We start from the raw sequence: 18,259 nt of genomic DNA on the forward strand, positions 1-18,259 counted from the left end.
GAATCAAACTTTATTGCGCATCTTGTGACGGTACGTTTCATCCGCCATTCCGAATGAATTGCTGTTTTCTGTTCGGAAATCCGAACGAATTTGCAATTCCCCGGCTACCAAGCACTGGGGCGATCAGGCCGCCGTCACGAGAGGCCTGATCGCAGCGCTGTCCGCCATTTCAGTGGGGCATCAGCCGCTCTAGCGGCGACTGGTTCCAGCGCGCCCAAGCCTCGGTAGTGAGGGTGCGTATCAGCGTTGATTCCTCGGCGGCAAGTTCGCGCATCAGGTTCCGGGCGCGGTCTTCATAGCCTGCTTCCTGGCCGGCCATGGCTTGTGCCTCGAGCGCTTCCATTCGCTCGTGATAAGGCCGTGCTATCGCCTCGAAGCGGTCAGCATAGGTTTCTCGCAAGTAGTTCTGCCAGTAAGGGCGGCTTGCCAGCGCGTCCAGCATCGACAGGGTACTGTAGGTTTGCAGCACTTCTATTTCTGCCGCGTTCAGATCCCGCGTTGTAACGTGGGCGAATGAAGCGAAGTGCATTTCATCCGGTGGTGCTGGCAAGTCAAGTGCCCCTGTCAGCTGCAGGCGATAGAAAAGCCGAACTTCGATTTCATCCACTCCGCGCCCTGCTTCGCGCAGGGCCTGGACGTGGCGGTTGGCAATATCGTCAAGCAGGTCCAGGCGGTGCAACTGGCCTCCCAGATACAGCAGGCGGCTCTCTCTCATTGCAACCGGCACGCCTTCGATGCCCTGAAAGGGCCAGCACACCCACCTCCATCTGGTTGAGCAGCAGCAACAGGCGATCCTCGCAGGTACGCGGCCCGTCGGCCTCGCGAAATAACTGCTCGCGTAACGCTTCGTTGTTTTCGCAGGCTTCGAGGATATGCCAGATGCGGCGTCGATAATGCCGGGGATGGGCCTCGAAGTCCTCGCTCTGGGCGAAGTCAGCCAAAAATCTGAACAGGCCTCCCGAACCGGCTCCTCGCTCAGGCGGTCCCAGGCTGCCTCACGTTCTGCACGTAGCAGCACGTTTCTGGATGCTACCCAGTTCGCGCGGGTCTCCTCACCGATCGGCTCGTGGACATACGACGCGCTGCCTCGGGCACCTGCTTCGCTGGCTCCTTGTGCCTGGTCCAGATACTCGATGCTGTCTTCGCTCAAAGGGTTGTCGTGCAGATTCAGCCGTTGCAGGCGCAGGCGCAAGCCGCGCATCTCGCGTTGCAGTTCGCTGATTCTGTTGTCGCGCAAGTCGATATGGGCGCGTAGCGCCACGTTCTGGTGGACCAGGCCAATGTCCGCCTGACCCGTTGCTCGCAGGTGCAGGTCCCGCACATGTGGCAAGGCCGAGAGGTCGGGCATGCCGTTGAGCGGGTTGTTGTTGAGTATCAGCGTGTTCAGCCGTTGCAGTTGAGCCAGGCGGCTGTTGCCTGCGGCATCCAGCGCAATCAGGTTGTTGCTCAGGTTCAAGCGCCGTAGCTGGCCGAGAGCCTCGATGCCCTCGGGGACCAAAGTCAGCCGGTTGCCGCTGAGGTCCAGGTCCACGACGTTGGGGAACAGCCTGAGGAACCGCGCGTCGATCTGTTGCAAGCGCATGTTGCGCAAGGTCAGCCGGCGCACATGTCGGTATTCCACACCCTCCGGCAGGCCTGGCAACGCATTGATGTGCTCGCCATCGATGGTCAGTTCATACTGGTCGTTGCCGTCCACCAGTTTGCGCCGCCAACTGCGGCGAAGGGTATCGGCTATGCGGCGTCTGCGAATGGCGTCGATTGGCGATTGCCAATCGGCCTGCCAGATCTGTAGTGCTTCGCGCAGGTCGGCAAGCTGGCGTTGCAGCGCCTGGTAATGGTCCCACAAGCTCTCCCCGCGCTGGCGCACCGCTTCCAGATAAGCGTCCAGTTGCAGTTCGGAGAGTGTGGGGAATATTTGATGGATCCCTTGGCGAATAGCGCTCTGGCTGCTTTCACCTCCGCCGCTGAGTGCATAGGCCAGCCTGCCGTCGGCGAAACGCCGGGGCGGCCTGATATTTGCGCGGATGCCGGAAATGCCGAGCAGGCTAGCCGTAGAGTTGCGATCCTGTTCGGCCGCCATGGCCAGTACGTCACGTAATTGCTTGAGCTGCAGGTTGCGGTTTCCCAGGCGGGTTTTCTGCTCGTCGTCCAGGCACCCCAGGACCGCTGCCAGCAAGGGCTTCCCCTGGCTGTCTTCGCCTGCCAGGGCGTAGCCTTGCGTGTTTTTGACAATGGTTCGTACGTTCTGCGCGGTCTCGCTCTGGCTGGCAAATATCAGTAATCCATCCTGGGCGCCTTGGCGTAACTCTATTCGCACGGAGTCTGGCCATGGGGCGTCCCGTTCGATGAGGCGCAGCGCCAATAGGTCGCTATCTGTGTTGGCCAACTTTTGCAGACGCAAGCCAAGGCAAGCCCGATCAATACGGCTGGCGCTTTCATACCACCGCGCATGTTGCGCCATGCTCAGTGGCATCCGTCCGGAAACTCGCAACTGTTCTATCTGGGCGGTACTACTATGGTCGATGATTTCCTGGGCGCCCCTTGGTGACAAACCCCGGAAAACCCCGATCAGCCTGGCCTGGTCGGCAGATTGCGGTGTTTGCCACGCCTGAAGTTGCTGCTCGAAGGCGTGTCCTTTCAGGGTCGGATCCTGCTGGTGCAGCTTGATCCGGTCGTGGAGATCGAGCAGCCGCGCGGGTGGTGCAGCGTTCTCCAGGCAAAGTCGGCGCAACTGGTCCACGTTGAGGCCTGTGGCCTGTAGAAGTATCCGGCCATGATCTGACAAAGTATCGGCAAAGTGCTCCCCTTGCAGGCTTTCCAATAATACCGAGACATCTTCCTCGGCAGGCAGGTAACGGGAGTTTCTGGCCAGCCTGATGCCACCGGCAGGCAACACCATTGGCGCAAGACTGTCGACAAAAGGTGTTCGTCTCAGCGTGTGCAGAGCCCCTGCAGACAGGCCAGTGGTCGCTACGCCCTGGGCTATGTTGAACAAATGCTCCAGCGCTCCTTGGCGGTTACCTAGCTGCCAGTCCTGATAGCCTTCATAGACTTCATCGAGCAATTGCGCCGCGCTGACGACCAGTAGCAGGTCACCGAGCACCGGTACGACCAAAGCTGCCAGCCCCAGCAGGTCCAACCCGGCGCTCAGCATGTCCTGCAAGCGCCGGTGCCTGCTCAGGCGATCTTCAAGGTCCGTTGGAACAGCAAGGTAGGCTGCATCATCGAACATTCGCCCGAGCAGTAGCCCCCGTACATGTGCGAACACATTCCCCTTGACAGGCAGGTTTCGCCCGTCGAGCTGCAGTTTCATTGCTCCAGGCGACGCTGCGAGCCGTTGTGCAAGTTCCCTGGCGAACTCGCTTGTGTCCCGTGCCGTGATGAAACGCCGGAAAAACTGGCGGAATGACCACTGCTTGAGGCGAGTGGCCAGGTCGTTGTAAACGCTGTCCCAACTGTCGTAAAAGCGCAGGCTTTGCCCGGCGGCATCGGGTATCCAGACGATGATTTCGTCGATGTCTTCAGCCGGAGCAGGGCGCCACTCAAGTGTGATGACCCCCGTCACGCACTTGCCGAGCAGATAAAGTTGGCGAGCTGTCAGCGTGCCCTTGCCATAGGGTGCAAGGGCAGGGGCTTCGAGCATCGGCCGCAGCCGAAGCAGATCCCGCTCGTCCAGCTGCCCCTTGAACCGGGCCTCGTAAACCGCTGCCTGCATGCGCGTACGTACGCCGCTTTCAAAAAGGTGCTTTATTGTCGTGCGCGCTTGATCGCCCGACTGGCCACGGCCAGCCTTGGGCTCGAGCACCGTCCTGAGCAGCGTCTGATACTTGCCGCCCAGGTCCAGTGAGCGGCACAGGCGAACGAAGTGCTCGAAGGTCATGGCCAGCTTTTCGCCTTTCTCGTTCTCCAGGTGCGCTTTGCGCAACAGCCACGGTTCAGCTTCGTGTGCTTCGAAATTATGCAGGGCAGCGGCCAACAGCGTTTGTCGCGTTCTATGGGTAACCGTCGGCGTATAGAAATGCTCCGCCGCCGAAGGCAGTTGAAACTCTTCGCTGACGACGACGTGCCCAAGTTGCGGGTCGACATGCCCCAGCCCCTGCTCACGCAGGGCGCGTTCGAGCAGGGGCCTGGCGAAGTCTTCGAGGCGAGGGATTCTTTCGAGCAGATGGCCAAGCCTGTCCGCGGCCTGTTGCTGTGCAAGCAAGGCCCTGCCGTAGGCTTCCAGGTGCGTCGCATCGGCGCTGGTCAACCAGCCAGGTAGTTGCCGGGCGATCAGGGTGTCGACGGAGTACGACGGGTTGTATTCGGTGGGGGGCACGAGATATCTCCGGGTCTGAAAGACACCAGAGCATCACTGCCGGGAACGTGGGGTGGTGGTAGTTACTGCTGCACCGACCGACTGTGCCATCCGGGCCCGCTGGCGACTGGCCGGACGAGCCAAGGGGCGCTGGATGAGCATTGATTAATGCTCATCCCAAGCACGCAAGGCTGTGTTTGCGATAATCGCTCGATCGACCACGCCCGCCGGGCACGATACATTTGAAGACTTCGCCAACGTCAAAGACTGATTGTGGCGTTCCAGTACGTGCAAGCAGGCCATGGGTCACGCCGCTTGCGTGCGCGCCTGTTGCTCTCGTTGCAGATAGTCTGCAAGCGCCTGTTGCTCGCCCGTGCTGGTGAACAAGCCCAGCTTGGTGCGGCGCCAGAGAATGTCTTCAGCGCTGCATGCCCATTCGTTGTGTGCAAGGTAGTCCACCTCCCGGCCAAACAACCCACCGCCAATTGCCTGGCCTAGGTCTTCCGGCCCTTGAACGCCCTCCAGCAACTGCCATACACGGCTGCCATAGGTCAGCACCCAGCGCTTCGCGATATCGACAGGCAACCAGCCACAGCGCGCCAGCACCGCATCGACCAGAGCCTGCACCGTGGTCATGTACTCACCACCTGGTAGCGGCGCGCCAGCGGTCCAGCTGCCGCGCATCTGCGGGAAGTGCGGCTTGAGCTCGGCCATGGCCGACTCGGCCAGTTTGCGGTAGGTAGTCAGCTTGCCACCGAAAACCGAGAGCAACGGCGCTTGCCCTTCAGTGGCAGACAGCGCCAGGGTGTAGTCGCGGGTGACCGCGGACGGGTTGTCCGATTCGTCGTTGCACAGCGGGCGCACGCCGGAATAGGTGTGCACGATGTCGCTGCGGCTGATCTGGTGGTTGAAATGGGCATTGACCACCTTGAGCAGATAATCGGTTTCCTGCTCGGTGATCGCGACTTTGGCGGGGTCGCCGCTGTACTCGCGATCGGTGGTGCCGATCAGCGTGAAGCGCTCCAGGTACGGGATGCAGAAGACGATACGCTGGTCCTCGTTCTGCAGGATGTAGGCATGATCGCCTTCGTACATGCGCGGCACGATGATATGGCTGCCCTGGATCAGGCGGATGCCATAGGGCGCATCGAGCTTGAGGTCATCCTTGATGAAGCTGGCCACCCATGGCCCGGCAGCATTGACCAGAGCGCGGGCGCGAATGGTCTGCAGGCGGCCGTCAGCATGCTGCAGCTCGACCTGCCACAGGCCATCCACACGCTCCGCGCGCAGGCAACGGGTGCGGGTATGGATATGGGCACCTTTTTCACGTGCTGCCATCGCATTCAGCACTACCAGGCGGGCATCGTCCACCGCGCAGTCGGCATATTCGAAGCCACGGCTGATTGCAGGCTTGAGCGGGTAACCCGGGCCGAAGCGCAGGCTGCGCGAAGCACCCAGGCGCTTGCGCTTGCCGAGGTGATCGTAGAGGAACAGGCCGGCGCGAATCATCCAGGCCGGGCGCAGGTGCGGGCGGTGCGGCAGCACGAAGCGCATCGGCTTGACGATGTGGGGGGCTTTGGCCAGCAGCACTTCACGCTCGGCCAGCGCTTCACGTACCAGGCGGAACTCGTAGTGCTCCAGGTAGCGCAGGCCGCCATGGATCAGTTTGCTGCTGGCCGAAGAGGTGTGCTGGGCAAGGTCGTCCTTTTCGCAGAGAAATACCTTGAGGCCACGCCCGGCGGCGTCGGCAGCAATGCCCACGCCATTGATGCCGCCGCCGATCACGGCGAGGTCATAGCAGTCGGCGACTGGTGGCTGGGACGAAACGGGCTGGGACACGGGCAAGGCCTCCTGGGGCTGTTCACATCGAATATGAACATTGATGTTCGTTTTCGAAAATACTAGCGCAACAGAAAGCCGGTCGCCAGTCAGTCTTTATAGAAAAAACTGATCAGATGACAATGAAATGAACATTTACGAAAATTCTGGATGATCGGTTTGAAAGTTGTGGCGTCTGTGGGATCGAGCGCTGCGCGGACGACGCTCGATCTCACAGGCGCGACAAGCCTTGCGGCATGCGCCTGTCAGCCCTCAAACCACCTCAAGCCGGATCTTGTACTGGTTCAGCAGCTGGGTGAGTGCGGGGGTTGGCGCCTGGTCGGTCACCAAGCAGTCGACCAGGCTGATCGAGCCCATGCGCACCATGGCGTTGCGCCCGAACTTGCTGGAGTCGGCGGCAAGGATCACTTGACGGGCATTGGCGATGATCGCCTGGGACACCCGCACTTCCTGATAGTCGAAATCGAGCAGGCTGCCATCTTCGTCGATGCCGCTGATGCCCACCAGGGCGAAGTCGACCTTGAACTGGTTGATGAAGTCGACACTGGCCTGACCGACAACGCCGCCATCACGGCGCACCGTGCCACCTGCCACCAGCACTTCGAAATCGTCCTTGGCAGCAAGGATTGCGGCCACGTGCAGGTTGTTGGTGATGACTTTCAGGTGGTTGTGGTTGAGCAGCGCCCGGGCGATGGATTCGGTGGTGGTACCGATGTTGATGAACAGCGAGGCATGGTCGGGAATCTGCCGGGCAACCGCTTCGGCGATGCGTTGTTTTTCGTCACGCATCTGGTCGGCGCGCATGGCGTAGGCGGTGTTCTCGATACTCGAGTCGTAGGCTGCGCCCCCGTGGTAGCGGCGTAGCAGATTGAGCTCGGCCAGCTGGTTGATATCACGGCGGATGGTTTGCGGTGTTACGACGAACAGCTGCGCCATTTCTTCGATACTGACGTAACCGCGTTCGCGCACCAGTTCGAGGATTTGTTGTTGGCGAGGGGGCAGATTCATGGGCGGTCCTTTGGGGCTGCCGGACAAATGCTGCAATGATGCCGTAGGACGCGGACTACGACCAGTAGACTATCGGGCCTGCTGTTTCACGCGGTCCCCTGTGGGAGCGGCCTTGTGTCGCGAAAGGGCTGCAAAGCAGCCCCAGCAATTTCAACTATTGCGCATCAATCCTGGGGCCGCGTTGCGGCCCTTTCGCGACACAAGGCCGCTCCCACAGGTACAGCGACAACCTCGAGATCAACGCTGCACCCACAGAATTTGGACAAGCTATCGCGCCGGGGATCAGGCCTCGTGATCTTCCCAGTCACGGGTACGGTCGACTGCCTTCTTCCAGCCGGCATACAGCTTCTCTTTCTGCGCTTCATCCAACTGCGGGCTGAATTCGCGCTCGATGATCGCCTTGTCGCGCAGCTCGTCCAGGCCGCTCCAGAAACCACAGGCCAGGCCTGCCAGGTATGCCGCACCCAGCGCCGTGGTTTCGCGCATCTTCGGCCGCTCCACGCAGGTGCCGAGGATGTCGGCCTGGAACTGCATGAGGAAGTTGTTGGCCACCGCACCGCCGTCCACGCGCAACTCGGACAGGCGCTGGCCGCAGTCCTGCTGCATGGCGTCGAGCACGTCGCGGGTCTGGTAGGCGATCGATTCCAGTGCGGCGCGGATGATGTGGTCCACCTTCACGCCACGGGTCAGGCCGAACAGTGCACCACGGGCATATGGGTCCCAGTACGGGGCACCCAGGCCGGTGAAGGCAGGCACCAGGTATACCCCGTTGCTGTCCTTGACCTTGCTGGCAAAGTATTCGGTATCGAGTGCGTCGTTGACGATCTTCAGTTCGTCGCGCAGCCACTGCACGGTGGAACCACCATTGAACACCGCGCCCTCCAGCGCGTAGGCCACTTCGCCTCGCGGGCCGCAGGCGATGGTGGTGAGCAGGCCATGGGACGACTTGACCGCCTTGTCGCCGGTGTTCATCAGCAGGAAGCAGCCGGTGCCATAGGTGTTCTTGGCCTGACCCGGCTCAACGCACATCTGGCCGAACAGCGCCGACTGCTGATCGCCGGCGATACCGGCAATGGCGATGCCGCTCTTGGTGTGGCCGTAGATCTCGGAGGAAGGGCGTACCTCGGGCAGCATCTGCCGTGGGATGCCGAGGATTTCCAGGAGCTTGTCGTCCCACTGCAGGCTGTGAATGTTGAACATCAGCGTGCGCGAGGCGTTGGTGTAATCGGTGACATGCACCTTGCCGCCGGAGAACTTCCAGATCAGCCAGGTATCGATGGTGCCGAACAGCAACTCGCCGCGTTCGGCGCGTTCGCGGGCACCCTCGACATTGTCGAGGATCCATTTCAGCTTGGTGCCAGAGAAGTACGGGTCTGTGACCAGGCCGGTGGTCTCGCGAATGTAGTCTTCATGCCCGTCGCGCTTGAGCTGGGCGCAGATCTCGGTGCTGCGGCGGCACTGCCAGACGATGGCGTTGTACACCGGGCGGCCGGTTTCCTTGTCCCATACAACGGTGGTTTCACGCTGGTTGGTGATACCCAGTGCGGCGACCTGGGCGTGGCTGATGCCTGCCTGGGCCAGGGCCTCGACCATGGTCGCGCTCTGCGTGGCGAAAATTTCCATCGGGTCGTGTTCGACCCAGCCCGCTTGCGGGTAGTGCTGGGCGAATTCGCGCTGGGAGGTACCCACCACATTGGCGTCGCGATCGAAAATGATGGCCCGCGAACTGGTGGTGCCCTGGTCCAGGGCGATGATGTAGTTCTTATCCTGGGTATCTGTCATGGTCGTAGGCCTTGCGGAAATAGGGGTTCAGGGCTGGGCGTGATGCCGGCGTCAGTTGACTTGAGTATCGCCCTGGCGATTGTCATTTGTCTCAGGGTTCACGGCGGCTGCCATTGGCAGGTTGCGGGCGATCAGGCCGCGATAGGTCGCAGCACCCAGGCAGGCGCCAAGGATCGGTGCGAACACCGGAACCAGGAAATAAGGCATGTCCCGACCGCCAGTGAAGGCGATTTCGCCCCAACCGGCCAGGAAGGTCATGAGTTTTGGCCCGAAATCACGGGCCGGGTTCATGGCAAAGCCGGTCAACGGGCCCATGGCGCTACCGATCACGGCGATCAGCAGGCCGATCAGCAGTGGGGCCATGGCACCGCGCGGCAGGCCGTTGTTGTCGTCGGTCAGGGCCATGATCACTGCCATGAGGATGGCAGTGATGATCACTTCGACCAGGAACGCCTGGCCGGTGGATAGCGAAGGGTGCGGATAGGTGGAGAACACCGAGGCCAGTTCCAGGCTGGCTTCGCTACCGCGCAACATGGCATGGGCCTGTTCGAAATCGAAGAAAAGGTTGCTGTACAGGGTGTAGACCAACGCTGCACCACAGAATGCGCCGCATACCTGGGCCAGCATGTAGAAGGGCAGCTTGCGCTTGTCGAAACCGGCGAACAGGGTGAGGGCGATGCTCACCGCAGGGTTCAGGTGCGCGCCGGAAATACCGGCGGTGAGATAGATCGCCATGCTGACGCCCACGCCCCAGATGATACTGATTTCCCACAGGCCGAAGCTGGCGCCCGCGACCTTGAGCGCTGCGACGCAGCCGGTACCGAAGAAGATCAGCAGGGCAGTGCCGAGGAACTCGGCCAGGCATTGGCTGGACAGCGTGGGTTGGCGTAGAGCAGTCGTCATGTAGGACCTCGTTTTTTTTTGTTGTGAGGCGCGTGGCGCTCGACAGCAACGCCCGGAGTCTATCCCCGTTGACTCCAGGCAGATGTAGGAAATGCACCTTAAAAGTGCACCATTTATTCAGAAACGAAAAAATATAGACAAGAAACGCTGATGTCAAAGGTCGAAAGTGAACGGTTGGTCACGATGTGGATGCTGATTTTAGGCGCGGATCCGCGTACTAGACGCGCGCGACTGCGGTGCGCTGGCTGTGATGTGGGAATTGTCCTAAAGTAGCCGCCGAGCTGTCCCGACCGGAGCCCCCGCATGACCCCCGCCCTAGACCTGTTGAAGAAACACCGTGCCGAGCATCGTGTGCACAGTTACGAACATGACCCCAAGTCGGCGTCATATGGCCTGGAGGCGGCGGAAAAGCTCGGTCTCGACCCGCAGCAGGTGTTCAAGACCTTGCTGGCGAGCAGTGAGAAGGGGGAGTTGCTGGTGGCGGTGGTACCTGTGGTGGGTACACTCGACCTCAAGGCCCTGGCCCATGCTGCCGGGGTGAAAAAGTGCGAGATGGCCGACCCGGTGGTTGCGCAGCGGGCCACGGGGTACCTGGTGGGCGGGATCAGCCCGCTGGGGCAGAAGAAGCGCCTGCGTACATTCATCGATGATTCGGCGCAGAACTTTGCAACCATCCATGTCAGCGCCGGGCGGCGTGGGCTGGAGGTAGAGTTGGCGGCAGCGGTATTGGCCGAGCATACCCAGGGCAAGTTTGCCGGGATCGGGCGGGGCTGAGAATTTTCGGGGCTGCTTTGCAGCCCTTTCGCGACACAAGGCCGCTCCCACAGGTACAACGCCGCCCGTGAATGGTGCGCTGTACCTGTGGGAGCGGCCTTGTGTCGCGAAAGGGCCGCAAAGCGGCCCCAGGGTTTCGAATCAGGTCGCCGAACTGTACCGGCGCACGCCGTTTTCCTGCCGCGGCAACTGCGCTGCCACGCTGCCCGGCACCGGGAACAGCACCAGGTGATCGGCCTTTACCGCAATCCCCACATCCTCACCGACCTGATGGTCGTCATGGCTAGGGAAAATCGCCTCCAACTGGCTGCCGGTCGGCAACTGCAGGCGGTACAAGGTCGATGCACCCAGGAAGCTCTTGCCGACGATGTTCGCCTGCAGTGCACTGCCCGGCGCGTGGACGATATCGTCAGGGCGCAGCAGCACATCTACCGAACTGCCCGGCGCCATGATGTAGGCACGGTTGCCGCGCAGTTCACCCAGTTCGGTATTGACGGCCTCGTGGCTGATCATCTGCCCACGGATGAAATACCCCTGGCCAATGAAGCTGGCCACGAACGGCGTCTGCGGCTCGTGATAAAGGTTGTAAGGCGTGTCCCACTGCTCCAGGCGGCCTTCCTTGAACACGCCGACCTGGTCGCTGACGGCAAAGGCCTCTTCCTGGTCATGGGTCACCAGGATGGCGCTGGTGCCGCGGCTCTTGAGAATGTCGCGAACCTCATGGCTCAGGCGTCGGCGCAGCTCCACGTCGAGGTTGGAGAATGGCTCGTCAAGCAGCAGCAGTTGCGGCTCCGGTGCCAGCGCACGGGCCAGGGCGACCCGTTGCTGCTGGCCGCCGGACAGTTCGTGCGGGTAGCGCCCGCCCAGGCCGCCCAGCTTGACCAGTTCGAGCATCTCTTCGATGACCTCGGCCTGGCGCGGGTGCTTGGCAATACCGAAGGCAACGTTCTGCGCCACGGTCAGGTGCGGGAACAGCGCGTAGTCCTGGAACACCATGCCGATGCGGCGTTTTTCCGGGGCCAGGGTGAAGCCAGCCCGGGAAATGACCTCGCCAGCCAGCTGTATCTCGCCGTCGTGCACGGGTTCGAAACCGGCGATGGCGCGCAGGGTGGTGGTTTTGCCGCAACCGGATGAACCCAGCAGGCAACCAATGTCGCCTGCGTTCAGGTGCAGGTTGAGGTTCTGGACGATGCGCTGGTCGCCATAGCCGCAGGCGAGGTTGCGCAGGTTGAGCAGTAGGGGTTGACTCATGCGTGGTGGTAAGCCGGTTCTACAAGGAATTCGAGAAGGGCCTTCTGTGCATGCAGGCGGTTTTCAGCCTGGTCCCAGGCGACCGAACGTGGGTCGTCGAGCAGGTCATGGCTGATTTCCTCACCACGGTGGGCTGGCAGGCAGTGCATGAACAGGGCGTCGGGTGCCGCCAGGTCGAGCAGTTCGCGGGTGACCTGGTAAGGCGCGAAATGCGCCAGGCGCCGTGCAGTTTCCTCCTCCTGGCCCATGGAAGTCCAGACATCCGTGGTCACCAGATGGGCGCCGCGCACGGCTTCCTTCGGGTCACGCACGATCTGCACGTGGTCACCACCGATGGCCATGAAGCGTGGGTCCGGCTCGTAGCCTTCCGGGCAGGCGATGCGCAGCTGGAAGTCGAACTGCCTGGCTGCCTCGATGTACGAGTTGCACATGTTGAAGCCATCGCCGATCCAGGCCACGGTCTTGCCCTGGATCGAGCCGCGGTGTTCGAGGAAGGTTTGCATGTCGGCCAGCAATTGGCATGGGTGCGACTCGTCGGACAGCGCGTTGATCACCGGCACACGCGAGTTGGCGGCGAATTCGGTCAGGGTGGTGTGGGCGTGGGTACGGATCATTACCACATCGAGCATGCTCGACAGCACGATGGCGCTGTCGCCGATCGGCTCGCCACGGCCCAGCTGGGTGTCGCGCGGAGATAGGAAGATGGCTTGGCCGCCGAGCTGGATCATGCCGGCCTCGAACGACACGCGGGTACGGGTGGAGGACTTCTCGAAGATCATGCCCAGCACGCGGTTTTTCAGCGGCTCGAACAGCACGCCTCGCTTGCGCAGGTCCTTCAGCTCGATGCCGCGGCGGATCACCCCGAGCAATTCGTCGGTGGTGAAGTCCAGCAGGGAGAGAAAGTGCCTAGCGCTCATGATTGACTACCTTATCTGCAACGGTATGCAGGTCGACCGTATGGTTTTTTTTGACAACGGGAGTGACCTGCGGCGTAAGCCGCACGGGGGCGGACGAAATAGGGAAAGGCGCAATACTATAAGTAAATGTCGCCTGAAGCCAAGAGGGGAAACAGCTGCCCAGTACCAAAGGGTGTTGCAAAGGGTGTCTTTACCCGACGGACAGTGCTGTTTTTTATTTGCTACAGAGGGTTGTACACGGCTTGCCGCCAATTTGGCAAATGGCTGTCGCAAATCGTGTGCCTGATGTCGGTGGATTCACATCGCGAAGCGCGCTGGCCGGCGGCAGGGGCTGGGTGCATAGTCGATGTTCGACAACCCTCTACACATCCTCCATAACAACAAGGCAGAGGCGGCCATGACCAAGACCCTGCATCACCGTGCCTGTCACCTGTGCGAAGCGATCTGTGGGCTGAATATCGAAGTCAGCCATGACGACGACGGGCGGGCGCTGATCAGTTCGATCAAGGGCGACCCCCAGGACCCGTTCAGCCGCGGCCATGTCTGCCCAAAGGCCGTGGCCCTGCAGGACATCCAGAACGACCCCGACCGCCTGCGCCAGCCGCACAAGCGGGTGGGCGAGCATTGGCAGGCAATCGGTTGGGACGAGGCCTTTGCCCTGGCCGCCGACAGGCTGTGGGCGATCCAGCAAACCCACGGGCGCAATGCGGTGGCGGTGTACCAAGGTAACCCGAGCGTGCACAACTACGGCCTGATGACCCACAGCAACTACTTCCTGGGCCTGCTGAAAACCCGCAACCGCTTCTCTGCCACCTCGGTGGACCAGTTGCCGCAACACCTGGTCAGCCATCTCATGTACGGCCATGGCCTGCTCCTGCCGATTCCGGATATCGACCAGACCGGTTTCATGCTGATCCTTGGTGGCAACCCGCTGGCCTCCAACGGCAGCATCATGACTGTGCCGGATGTGGAAAAACGCCTCAAAGCACTGCAGGCAAGGGGTGGGCGCCTTGTGGTGGTGGACCCGCGGCGCAGCGAAACGGCGGCGATGGCCGACAGTCACCTGTTCATTCGCCCTGGAGGGGATGCGGCCTTGTTGTGTGGCTTGCTCAACACCCTGTTTGCTGAAGGCCTGGCGCGCGGCTCGCACTTGCCTGTCATCGGGCTGCAGCAGGTGCGCGAAGCGATCGCGCCGTTCAGCGCGGAGGCCATGAGCGCGCACTGTGGCATTGCCGCTACAGACATCCGCCAGCTGGCACGGGACTTCGCCGCGGCCGACAAGGCGGTGTGCTATGGCCGCATGGGGGTTTCGACCCAGGCCTACGGCACCCTTTGCCACTGGCTGGTGCAACTGATCAACCTGGTGACCGGCAACCTTGACCGTGAAGGCGGCGCGTTGTGCACCGAGCCTGCCGTCGACTTGGTGGCGACCACCTCGGGTGGCCATTTCAATGCCTGGCAGAGCCGGGTGTCGGGCTTGCCCGAATACGGCGGCGAACTGCCCGTGGCGGCCTTGGCCGAGGAAATGCTGACACCCGGCGAAGGGCAGGTGCGTGCGCTGGTGACGGTGGCTGGCAACCCCGTACTGTCCACGCCCAACGGCCGCCAGCTGGATGTGGCGCTGGAGGGGCTGGAGTTCATGCTCAGCATCGACCTGTACATCAACGAAACCACCCGACATGCCGACCTGATCCTGCCCTCCACCTCGGCCCTGGAAAACGACCATTACGACAGCACGTTCAACTTGCTGGCCGTGCGCAACGTGACCCGCTTCAACCGGGCGATCCTGGCCAAGCCCGAAGGGGCATTGCATGACTGGGAGATTTTCGTCGGGCTCGCACAGGCGTTCGCCAAACGCGCCGAGCTGGAGTTGAAACCGACCTGGGCGCCAGCGCAGATGATCGACCTGGCCCTGCGCCAGGGACGCTATGGTGAAGCGACGCCCTGGCAGTTGTCGCTTGCAGCGTTGGACAAGCACCCGCATGGCCTGGACCTGGGGCCATTGCGCACCAACCTCGCTGCGCGCCTGGCGACTGCCAGCAAGGCTGTCGAAGCGGCGCCCCAGGTGCTGCTGGACGACCTGGGGCGGCTGGCGCAACAAGTCCCTCCGGCACCGGGCGAACTGCTGCTGATCGGCCGTCGCCATGTGCGAAGCAACAATTCGTGGATGCACAATTTTCATCGGCTGGTGAAAGGAAAGCCGCGACATCAGTTGTTGATGCACCCGCAGGACCTGCAGCACAGGCAGCTGCAGGATGGCCAGAGGGTTCGTATCCGCTCGCGTACGGGGGAGCTTGAAGTCGAGGTGCAGGCCTGCGCGGACATGATGCCGGGCGTGGTCAGCCTGCCCCATGGCTTCGGTCATTCTCGGCAGGGCGTGCACATGCAGATCGCCAAGGCGCAGCCTGGCGTGAGCGCCAACGACCTAACCGATGAGCGCCTGCGTGACCAGGTTTCCGGTAATGCCGCCCTCAATGGCGTACCTGTGCAGGTAGAGGCCGCGTAAGGAACGGTAAGGCCGAGCATGCTGCTCGGCTTTCCGTTACAATGCGTCACCGTGCCGACGACCGTGTCGGAAAGTTCAGCCGAGGTGCTACATGGATATCATCGAAACGATCAAAGAGCAGATTGCCAACAATACCATTCTGCTTTACATGAAAGGCTCGCCGAATGCCCCGCAGTGTGGCTTCTCTGCGCGTGCATCGCAGGCCGTGATGGGTTGTGGCGAGAAGTTCGCCTACGTCGACATCCTGCAGAACCCGGAAATCCGTGCGAACCTGCCAAAGTACGCCAACTGGCCGACCTTCCCGCAGCTCTGGGTAGCCGGTGAGCTGGTCGGCGGCAGCGACATCATGCTGGAAATGTTCGAGAAGGGTGAGCTGCAGACACTGATCAAGGAAGCGGCTGCCAAGGCCAAGGCCTCCGAGGCCTGATTTTCCGGCAAGCATGAAAAAACCCGCTGATCGCGGGTTTTTTCATGGGGCGAATATTTATTCTTCGCCCATCTGCGACTGCAGGTAGTTCTCGATACCAATCTTGTCGATCAGCCCCAGCTGGGTTTCCAGCCAATCGATATGTTCTTCCTCGGACTCGAGGATGTCTTCGAGCATGTCACGCGAGCCGAAGTCGCCAGCGGTTTCACAATGGGCGATGGCTGCTTTCAGGTCGACCAAGCCTTTCTGTTCGATCTTCAGGTCGCATTCGAGCATTTCCTTGGTGTGCTCACCAATCAGCAGCTTGCCCAGGTCCTGGACGTTGGGGATGCCTTCGAGGAAGAGAATACGCTTGATCAGTTTGTCAGCGTGTTTCATCTCGTCGATGGATTCCTTGTACTCGTGCTTGCCGAGTTTGTTCAGGCCCCAATCTTCATACATGCGTGCGTGCAGGAAGTACTGGTTGATCGCGACCAGCTCGTTTCCGAGGATCTTGTTGAGATGCTGGATGACGCTTACGTCGCCTTTCATGTCGGGTTCCTGCCCTGTAGAAGTGTGCCAATACACGCAAGTTTGAGCCCGATACTTAGGTGTGTCAAACCTAAGTTCTTGAATAATAAGTGAAAATTAATGGAAATAAGAATGTTTGTGAACCGCGTTGGAGCGCTAACTTATTGAATTGCGGGCATAAAAAAACCGGACACAAGGTCCGGTTCTTGGAATTCTTGGTTTCAGGCCGCGGTAAATTCCACGGGGTAGGGCAGGGCTGCCTGGCTGACCTGGAGCTCGGTCAGGGTCTCGCGGACCACCTGCTTGGCCACGCAGGCACATTTGCCACACTGGCTGGCGACGTTGGTCGCGGCTCGCACTTCCTTGTAGCTGCAGCATCCTTCATAGATCGCATCGCGGATCTGTCCGTCGGTGACGCCGACACAAAGACACACATACATAAAGGCTGACCATCGTTGGTGGGCTCGATGGGGTGGAGCTTAATGTTAATGAGAATGCTTGTCAAAGGAGTTTCTGAAAGGACCGTGCTTGAGCGACCGGCGGCTGCTTCGTCGTTGGAGTCGGCCTGTCACCAGAAGCCGTGTATGATGGTCGGCCTTTGTTGGATGTCGGGCAAGCCCGTCTGGCCCGGCAAACGGTTTTTCACCCTCATCAGGAGATTACAATGAGCGTACTCGTTGGTAAGAAAGCCCCCGATTTCACCGTTCCGGCCGTGCTGGGCAATGGCGAGATCGTCGACAGCTTCAACCTGGCTTCGGCCATCAAGGGCAAGTACGGCCTGGTGTTCTTCTACCCGCTGGACTTCACCTTCGTCTGCCCGTCCGAGCTGATCGCCCTGGACAACCGCATCCCTGACTTCCAGGCACGCAACGTCGAAGTGATCGGCGTGTCGATCGATTCGCACTTCACCCACAACGCCTGGCGTAACACCCCGGTCAACAACGGCGGTATCGGCCAGGTCAAGTACACCCTGGCTGCCGACATGACCCACGAAATCTGCAAGGCCTACGACGTCGAGTCCGAAGGCGGCGTGGCCTTCCGTGGCGCCTTCCTGATCGACACCAACGGTGTTGTCCGTTCGCAGATCGTCAACGACCTGCCACTGGGCCGCAACATGGACGAGCTGCTGCGCCTGGTCGACGCTCTGCAGTTCCACGAAGAGCACGGCGAAGTCTGCCCTGCCAACTGGAAAAAAGGCGACAAAGGCATGAACGCTTCGCCGGAAGGCGTTGCAGCCTACCTGAGCGAGAACGCTGGCAAGCTGTAATTGCCGCGTGCATGAAAAAACCGGCCCTTGTGGCCGGTTTTTTTGTGCCGTTCTGTGCCGGCCTCTTCGCAGGTAAACCTGCTACCACAGGTATCCCAAAGGCCTCAGCCATTGTGCAATCTCTGTGGGAGCGGGCATGCCCGCGAATGCTTTTTTCAACTCAATCGTTGAAGTCGCGCCAGCCGCCCATCTCTTTCCAGCGGTTGACGATGCCGCAGAACAGCTCGGCCGTCTTCTCGGTGTCATAACGCGCCGAGTGCGCCTCACGCCCGTCGAAGTCGATGTCGGCGCTCTGGCAGGCCCGCGCCAGTACGGTCTGGCCATAAGCCAGGCCCGCCAGGGTAGCGGTGTCGAAGCTGGAGAACGGGTGGAACGGGTTGCGCTTCAGGTCATTGCGCGCCACCGCCGCATTGAGGAAGCCCAGGTCGAAGCTGCTGTTGTGTCCCACCAGGATAGCCCGCTTGCAGCCATTGGCCTTGAGCGCCTTGCGTACGCCGCGGAAGATGTCGGTCAGCGCGCTTTCCTCGCTGACCGCCATGCGCAGCGGGTGGTCCAGCTTGATGCCGGTGAACTCCAGCGCTGCTGCCTCGATGTTGGCGCCCTCGAATGGCTCCACCCGGTGGAAGTAGGTGTGCTCGGGGAACAGGAAGCCCTTTTCGTCCATGCCGATGGTGACGGCGGCAATTTCCAGCAGGGCGTCGGTAGCGCTATTGAAGCCGCCGGTTTCAACATCTACCACTACCGGCAAATAGCCGCGGAAGCGCTCGGCCATGGGGTG

14 protein-coding genes are annotated in these 18,259 nt (G+C 61.1%); 4 read left to right on the forward strand and 10 right to left on the reverse strand.

Going from position 1 to position 18,259, the window contains the following annotated elements; genetic code table 11:
* Nucleotides 1-169: 169 nt before the first annotated feature.
* The 5 genes from IRZ77_RS27160 to IRZ77_RS13480 all read right to left on the reverse strand — a co-directional run bounded on the left by IRZ77_RS27160 (nt 170) and on the right by IRZ77_RS13480 (nt 9,829).
* Nucleotides 170-4,318 carry a dermonecrotic toxin domain-containing protein gene (locus IRZ77_RS27160; RefSeq protein WP_456239166.1) on the reverse strand — a complete coding sequence of 1,383 codons (4,149 nt, stop codon included), beginning with the start codon at nt 4,316-4,318 and terminating at the stop codon, nt 170-172.
* Between the two features lie 285 nt (nt 4,319-4,603).
* Nucleotides 4,604-6,136, reverse strand: coding sequence for a glycerol-3-phosphate dehydrogenase (gene glpD, locus IRZ77_RS13465; protein ID WP_085601563.1), 1,533 nt, complete (start codon nt 6,134-6,136; stop codon nt 4,604-4,606).
* 252 nt (nt 6,137-6,388) lie between these two features.
* Entirely contained in the window at nt 6,389-7,144 is a 756-nt protein-coding gene (gene glpR, locus IRZ77_RS13470) for a DNA-binding transcriptional repressor GlpR (RefSeq protein WP_046614760.1), read from the reverse strand.
* Between the two features lie 282 nt (nt 7,145-7,426).
* Nucleotides 7,427-8,926: a glycerol kinase GlpK gene (gene glpK / locus IRZ77_RS13475; RefSeq protein ID WP_046614759.1), complete on the reverse strand. Its 1,500-nt coding sequence runs from the start codon at nt 8,924-8,926 to the stop codon at nt 7,427-7,429.
* A 51-nt stretch (nt 8,927-8,977) separates the two neighbouring features.
* The gene (locus tag IRZ77_RS13480) at nt 8,978-9,829 is read right to left on the reverse strand and encodes an MIP/aquaporin family protein (protein WP_015271568.1); all 852 of its coding nucleotides are present in this window, start codon (nt 9,827-9,829) and stop codon (nt 8,978-8,980) included.
* A 303-nt stretch (nt 9,830-10,132) separates the two neighbouring features.
* Between IRZ77_RS13480 and ybaK the strand changes: the two genes are divergently transcribed.
* Nucleotides 10,133-10,603 carry a Cys-tRNA(Pro) deacylase gene (gene ybaK / locus IRZ77_RS13485; RefSeq protein ID WP_085601562.1) on the forward strand — a complete coding sequence of 157 codons (471 nt, stop codon included), beginning with the start codon at nt 10,133-10,135 and terminating at the stop codon, nt 10,601-10,603.
* 141 nt (nt 10,604-10,744) lie between these two features.
* On the opposite strand, the gene IRZ77_RS13490 is transcribed toward ybaK, so the two are convergent.
* Nucleotides 10,745-11,854 (reverse strand): ABC transporter ATP-binding protein, encoded by a 1,110-nt coding sequence (locus tag IRZ77_RS13490; protein ID WP_085601561.1) that lies wholly within the window; start codon nt 11,852-11,854, stop codon nt 10,745-10,747.
* The gene (gene argF, locus IRZ77_RS13495) at nt 11,851-12,771 is read right to left on the reverse strand and encodes an ornithine carbamoyltransferase (RefSeq protein ID WP_196173661.1); all 921 of its coding nucleotides are present in this window, start codon (nt 12,769-12,771) and stop codon (nt 11,851-11,853) included. Before argF ends, IRZ77_RS13490 begins: the two co-directional genes overlap by 4 nt.
* Nucleotides 12,772-13,168: 397 nt before the next feature.
* Here argF and IRZ77_RS13500 point away from each other — a divergent pair, with 397 nt between their 5' ends.
* Complete coding sequence (locus tag IRZ77_RS13500) at nt 13,169-15,277, forward strand: molybdopterin oxidoreductase family protein (protein ID WP_196173663.1); 2,109 nt, start codon at nt 13,169-13,171, stop codon at nt 15,275-15,277.
* Nucleotides 15,278-15,368: 91 nt separating this feature from the next.
* Nucleotides 15,369-15,704, forward strand: a complete 336-nt coding sequence (gene grxD, locus IRZ77_RS13505) for a Grx4 family monothiol glutaredoxin (RefSeq protein ID WP_003254949.1) — start codon at nt 15,369-15,371, stop codon at nt 15,702-15,704.
* Nucleotides 15,705-15,761: 57 nt separating this feature from the next.
* On the opposite strand, the gene bfr is transcribed toward grxD, so the two are convergent.
* A complete protein-coding gene (gene bfr / locus IRZ77_RS13510; protein WP_003258014.1) occupies nt 15,762-16,235 on the reverse strand; it encodes a bacterioferritin in 474 nt (157 codons plus the stop codon).
* Nucleotides 16,236-16,435: 200 nt separating this feature from the next.
* A complete protein-coding gene (locus tag IRZ77_RS13515) occupies nt 16,436-16,654 on the reverse strand; it encodes a bacterioferritin-associated ferredoxin (protein WP_003254947.1) in 219 nt (72 codons plus the stop codon).
* 224 nt (nt 16,655-16,878) lie between these two features.
* Between IRZ77_RS13515 and IRZ77_RS13520 the strand changes: the two genes are divergently transcribed.
* Nucleotides 16,879-17,481, forward strand: a complete 603-nt coding sequence (locus IRZ77_RS13520; RefSeq protein WP_003254945.1) for a peroxiredoxin — start codon at nt 16,879-16,881, stop codon at nt 17,479-17,481.
* Between the two features lie 160 nt (nt 17,482-17,641).
* On the opposite strand, the gene rnt is transcribed toward IRZ77_RS13520, so the two are convergent.
* Nucleotides 17,642-18,253, reverse strand: coding sequence for a ribonuclease T (gene rnt, locus IRZ77_RS13525; protein ID WP_225917480.1), 612 nt, complete (start codon nt 18,251-18,253; stop codon nt 17,642-17,644).
* Between the last annotated feature and the right edge of the window lie 6 nt (nt 18,254-18,259).

Origin of the sequence: Pseudomonas pudica, assembly GCF_015680405.1 — a bacterium.
Lineage (GTDB): Bacteria > Pseudomonadota > Gammaproteobacteria > Pseudomonadales > Pseudomonadaceae > Aquipseudomonas > Aquipseudomonas pudica.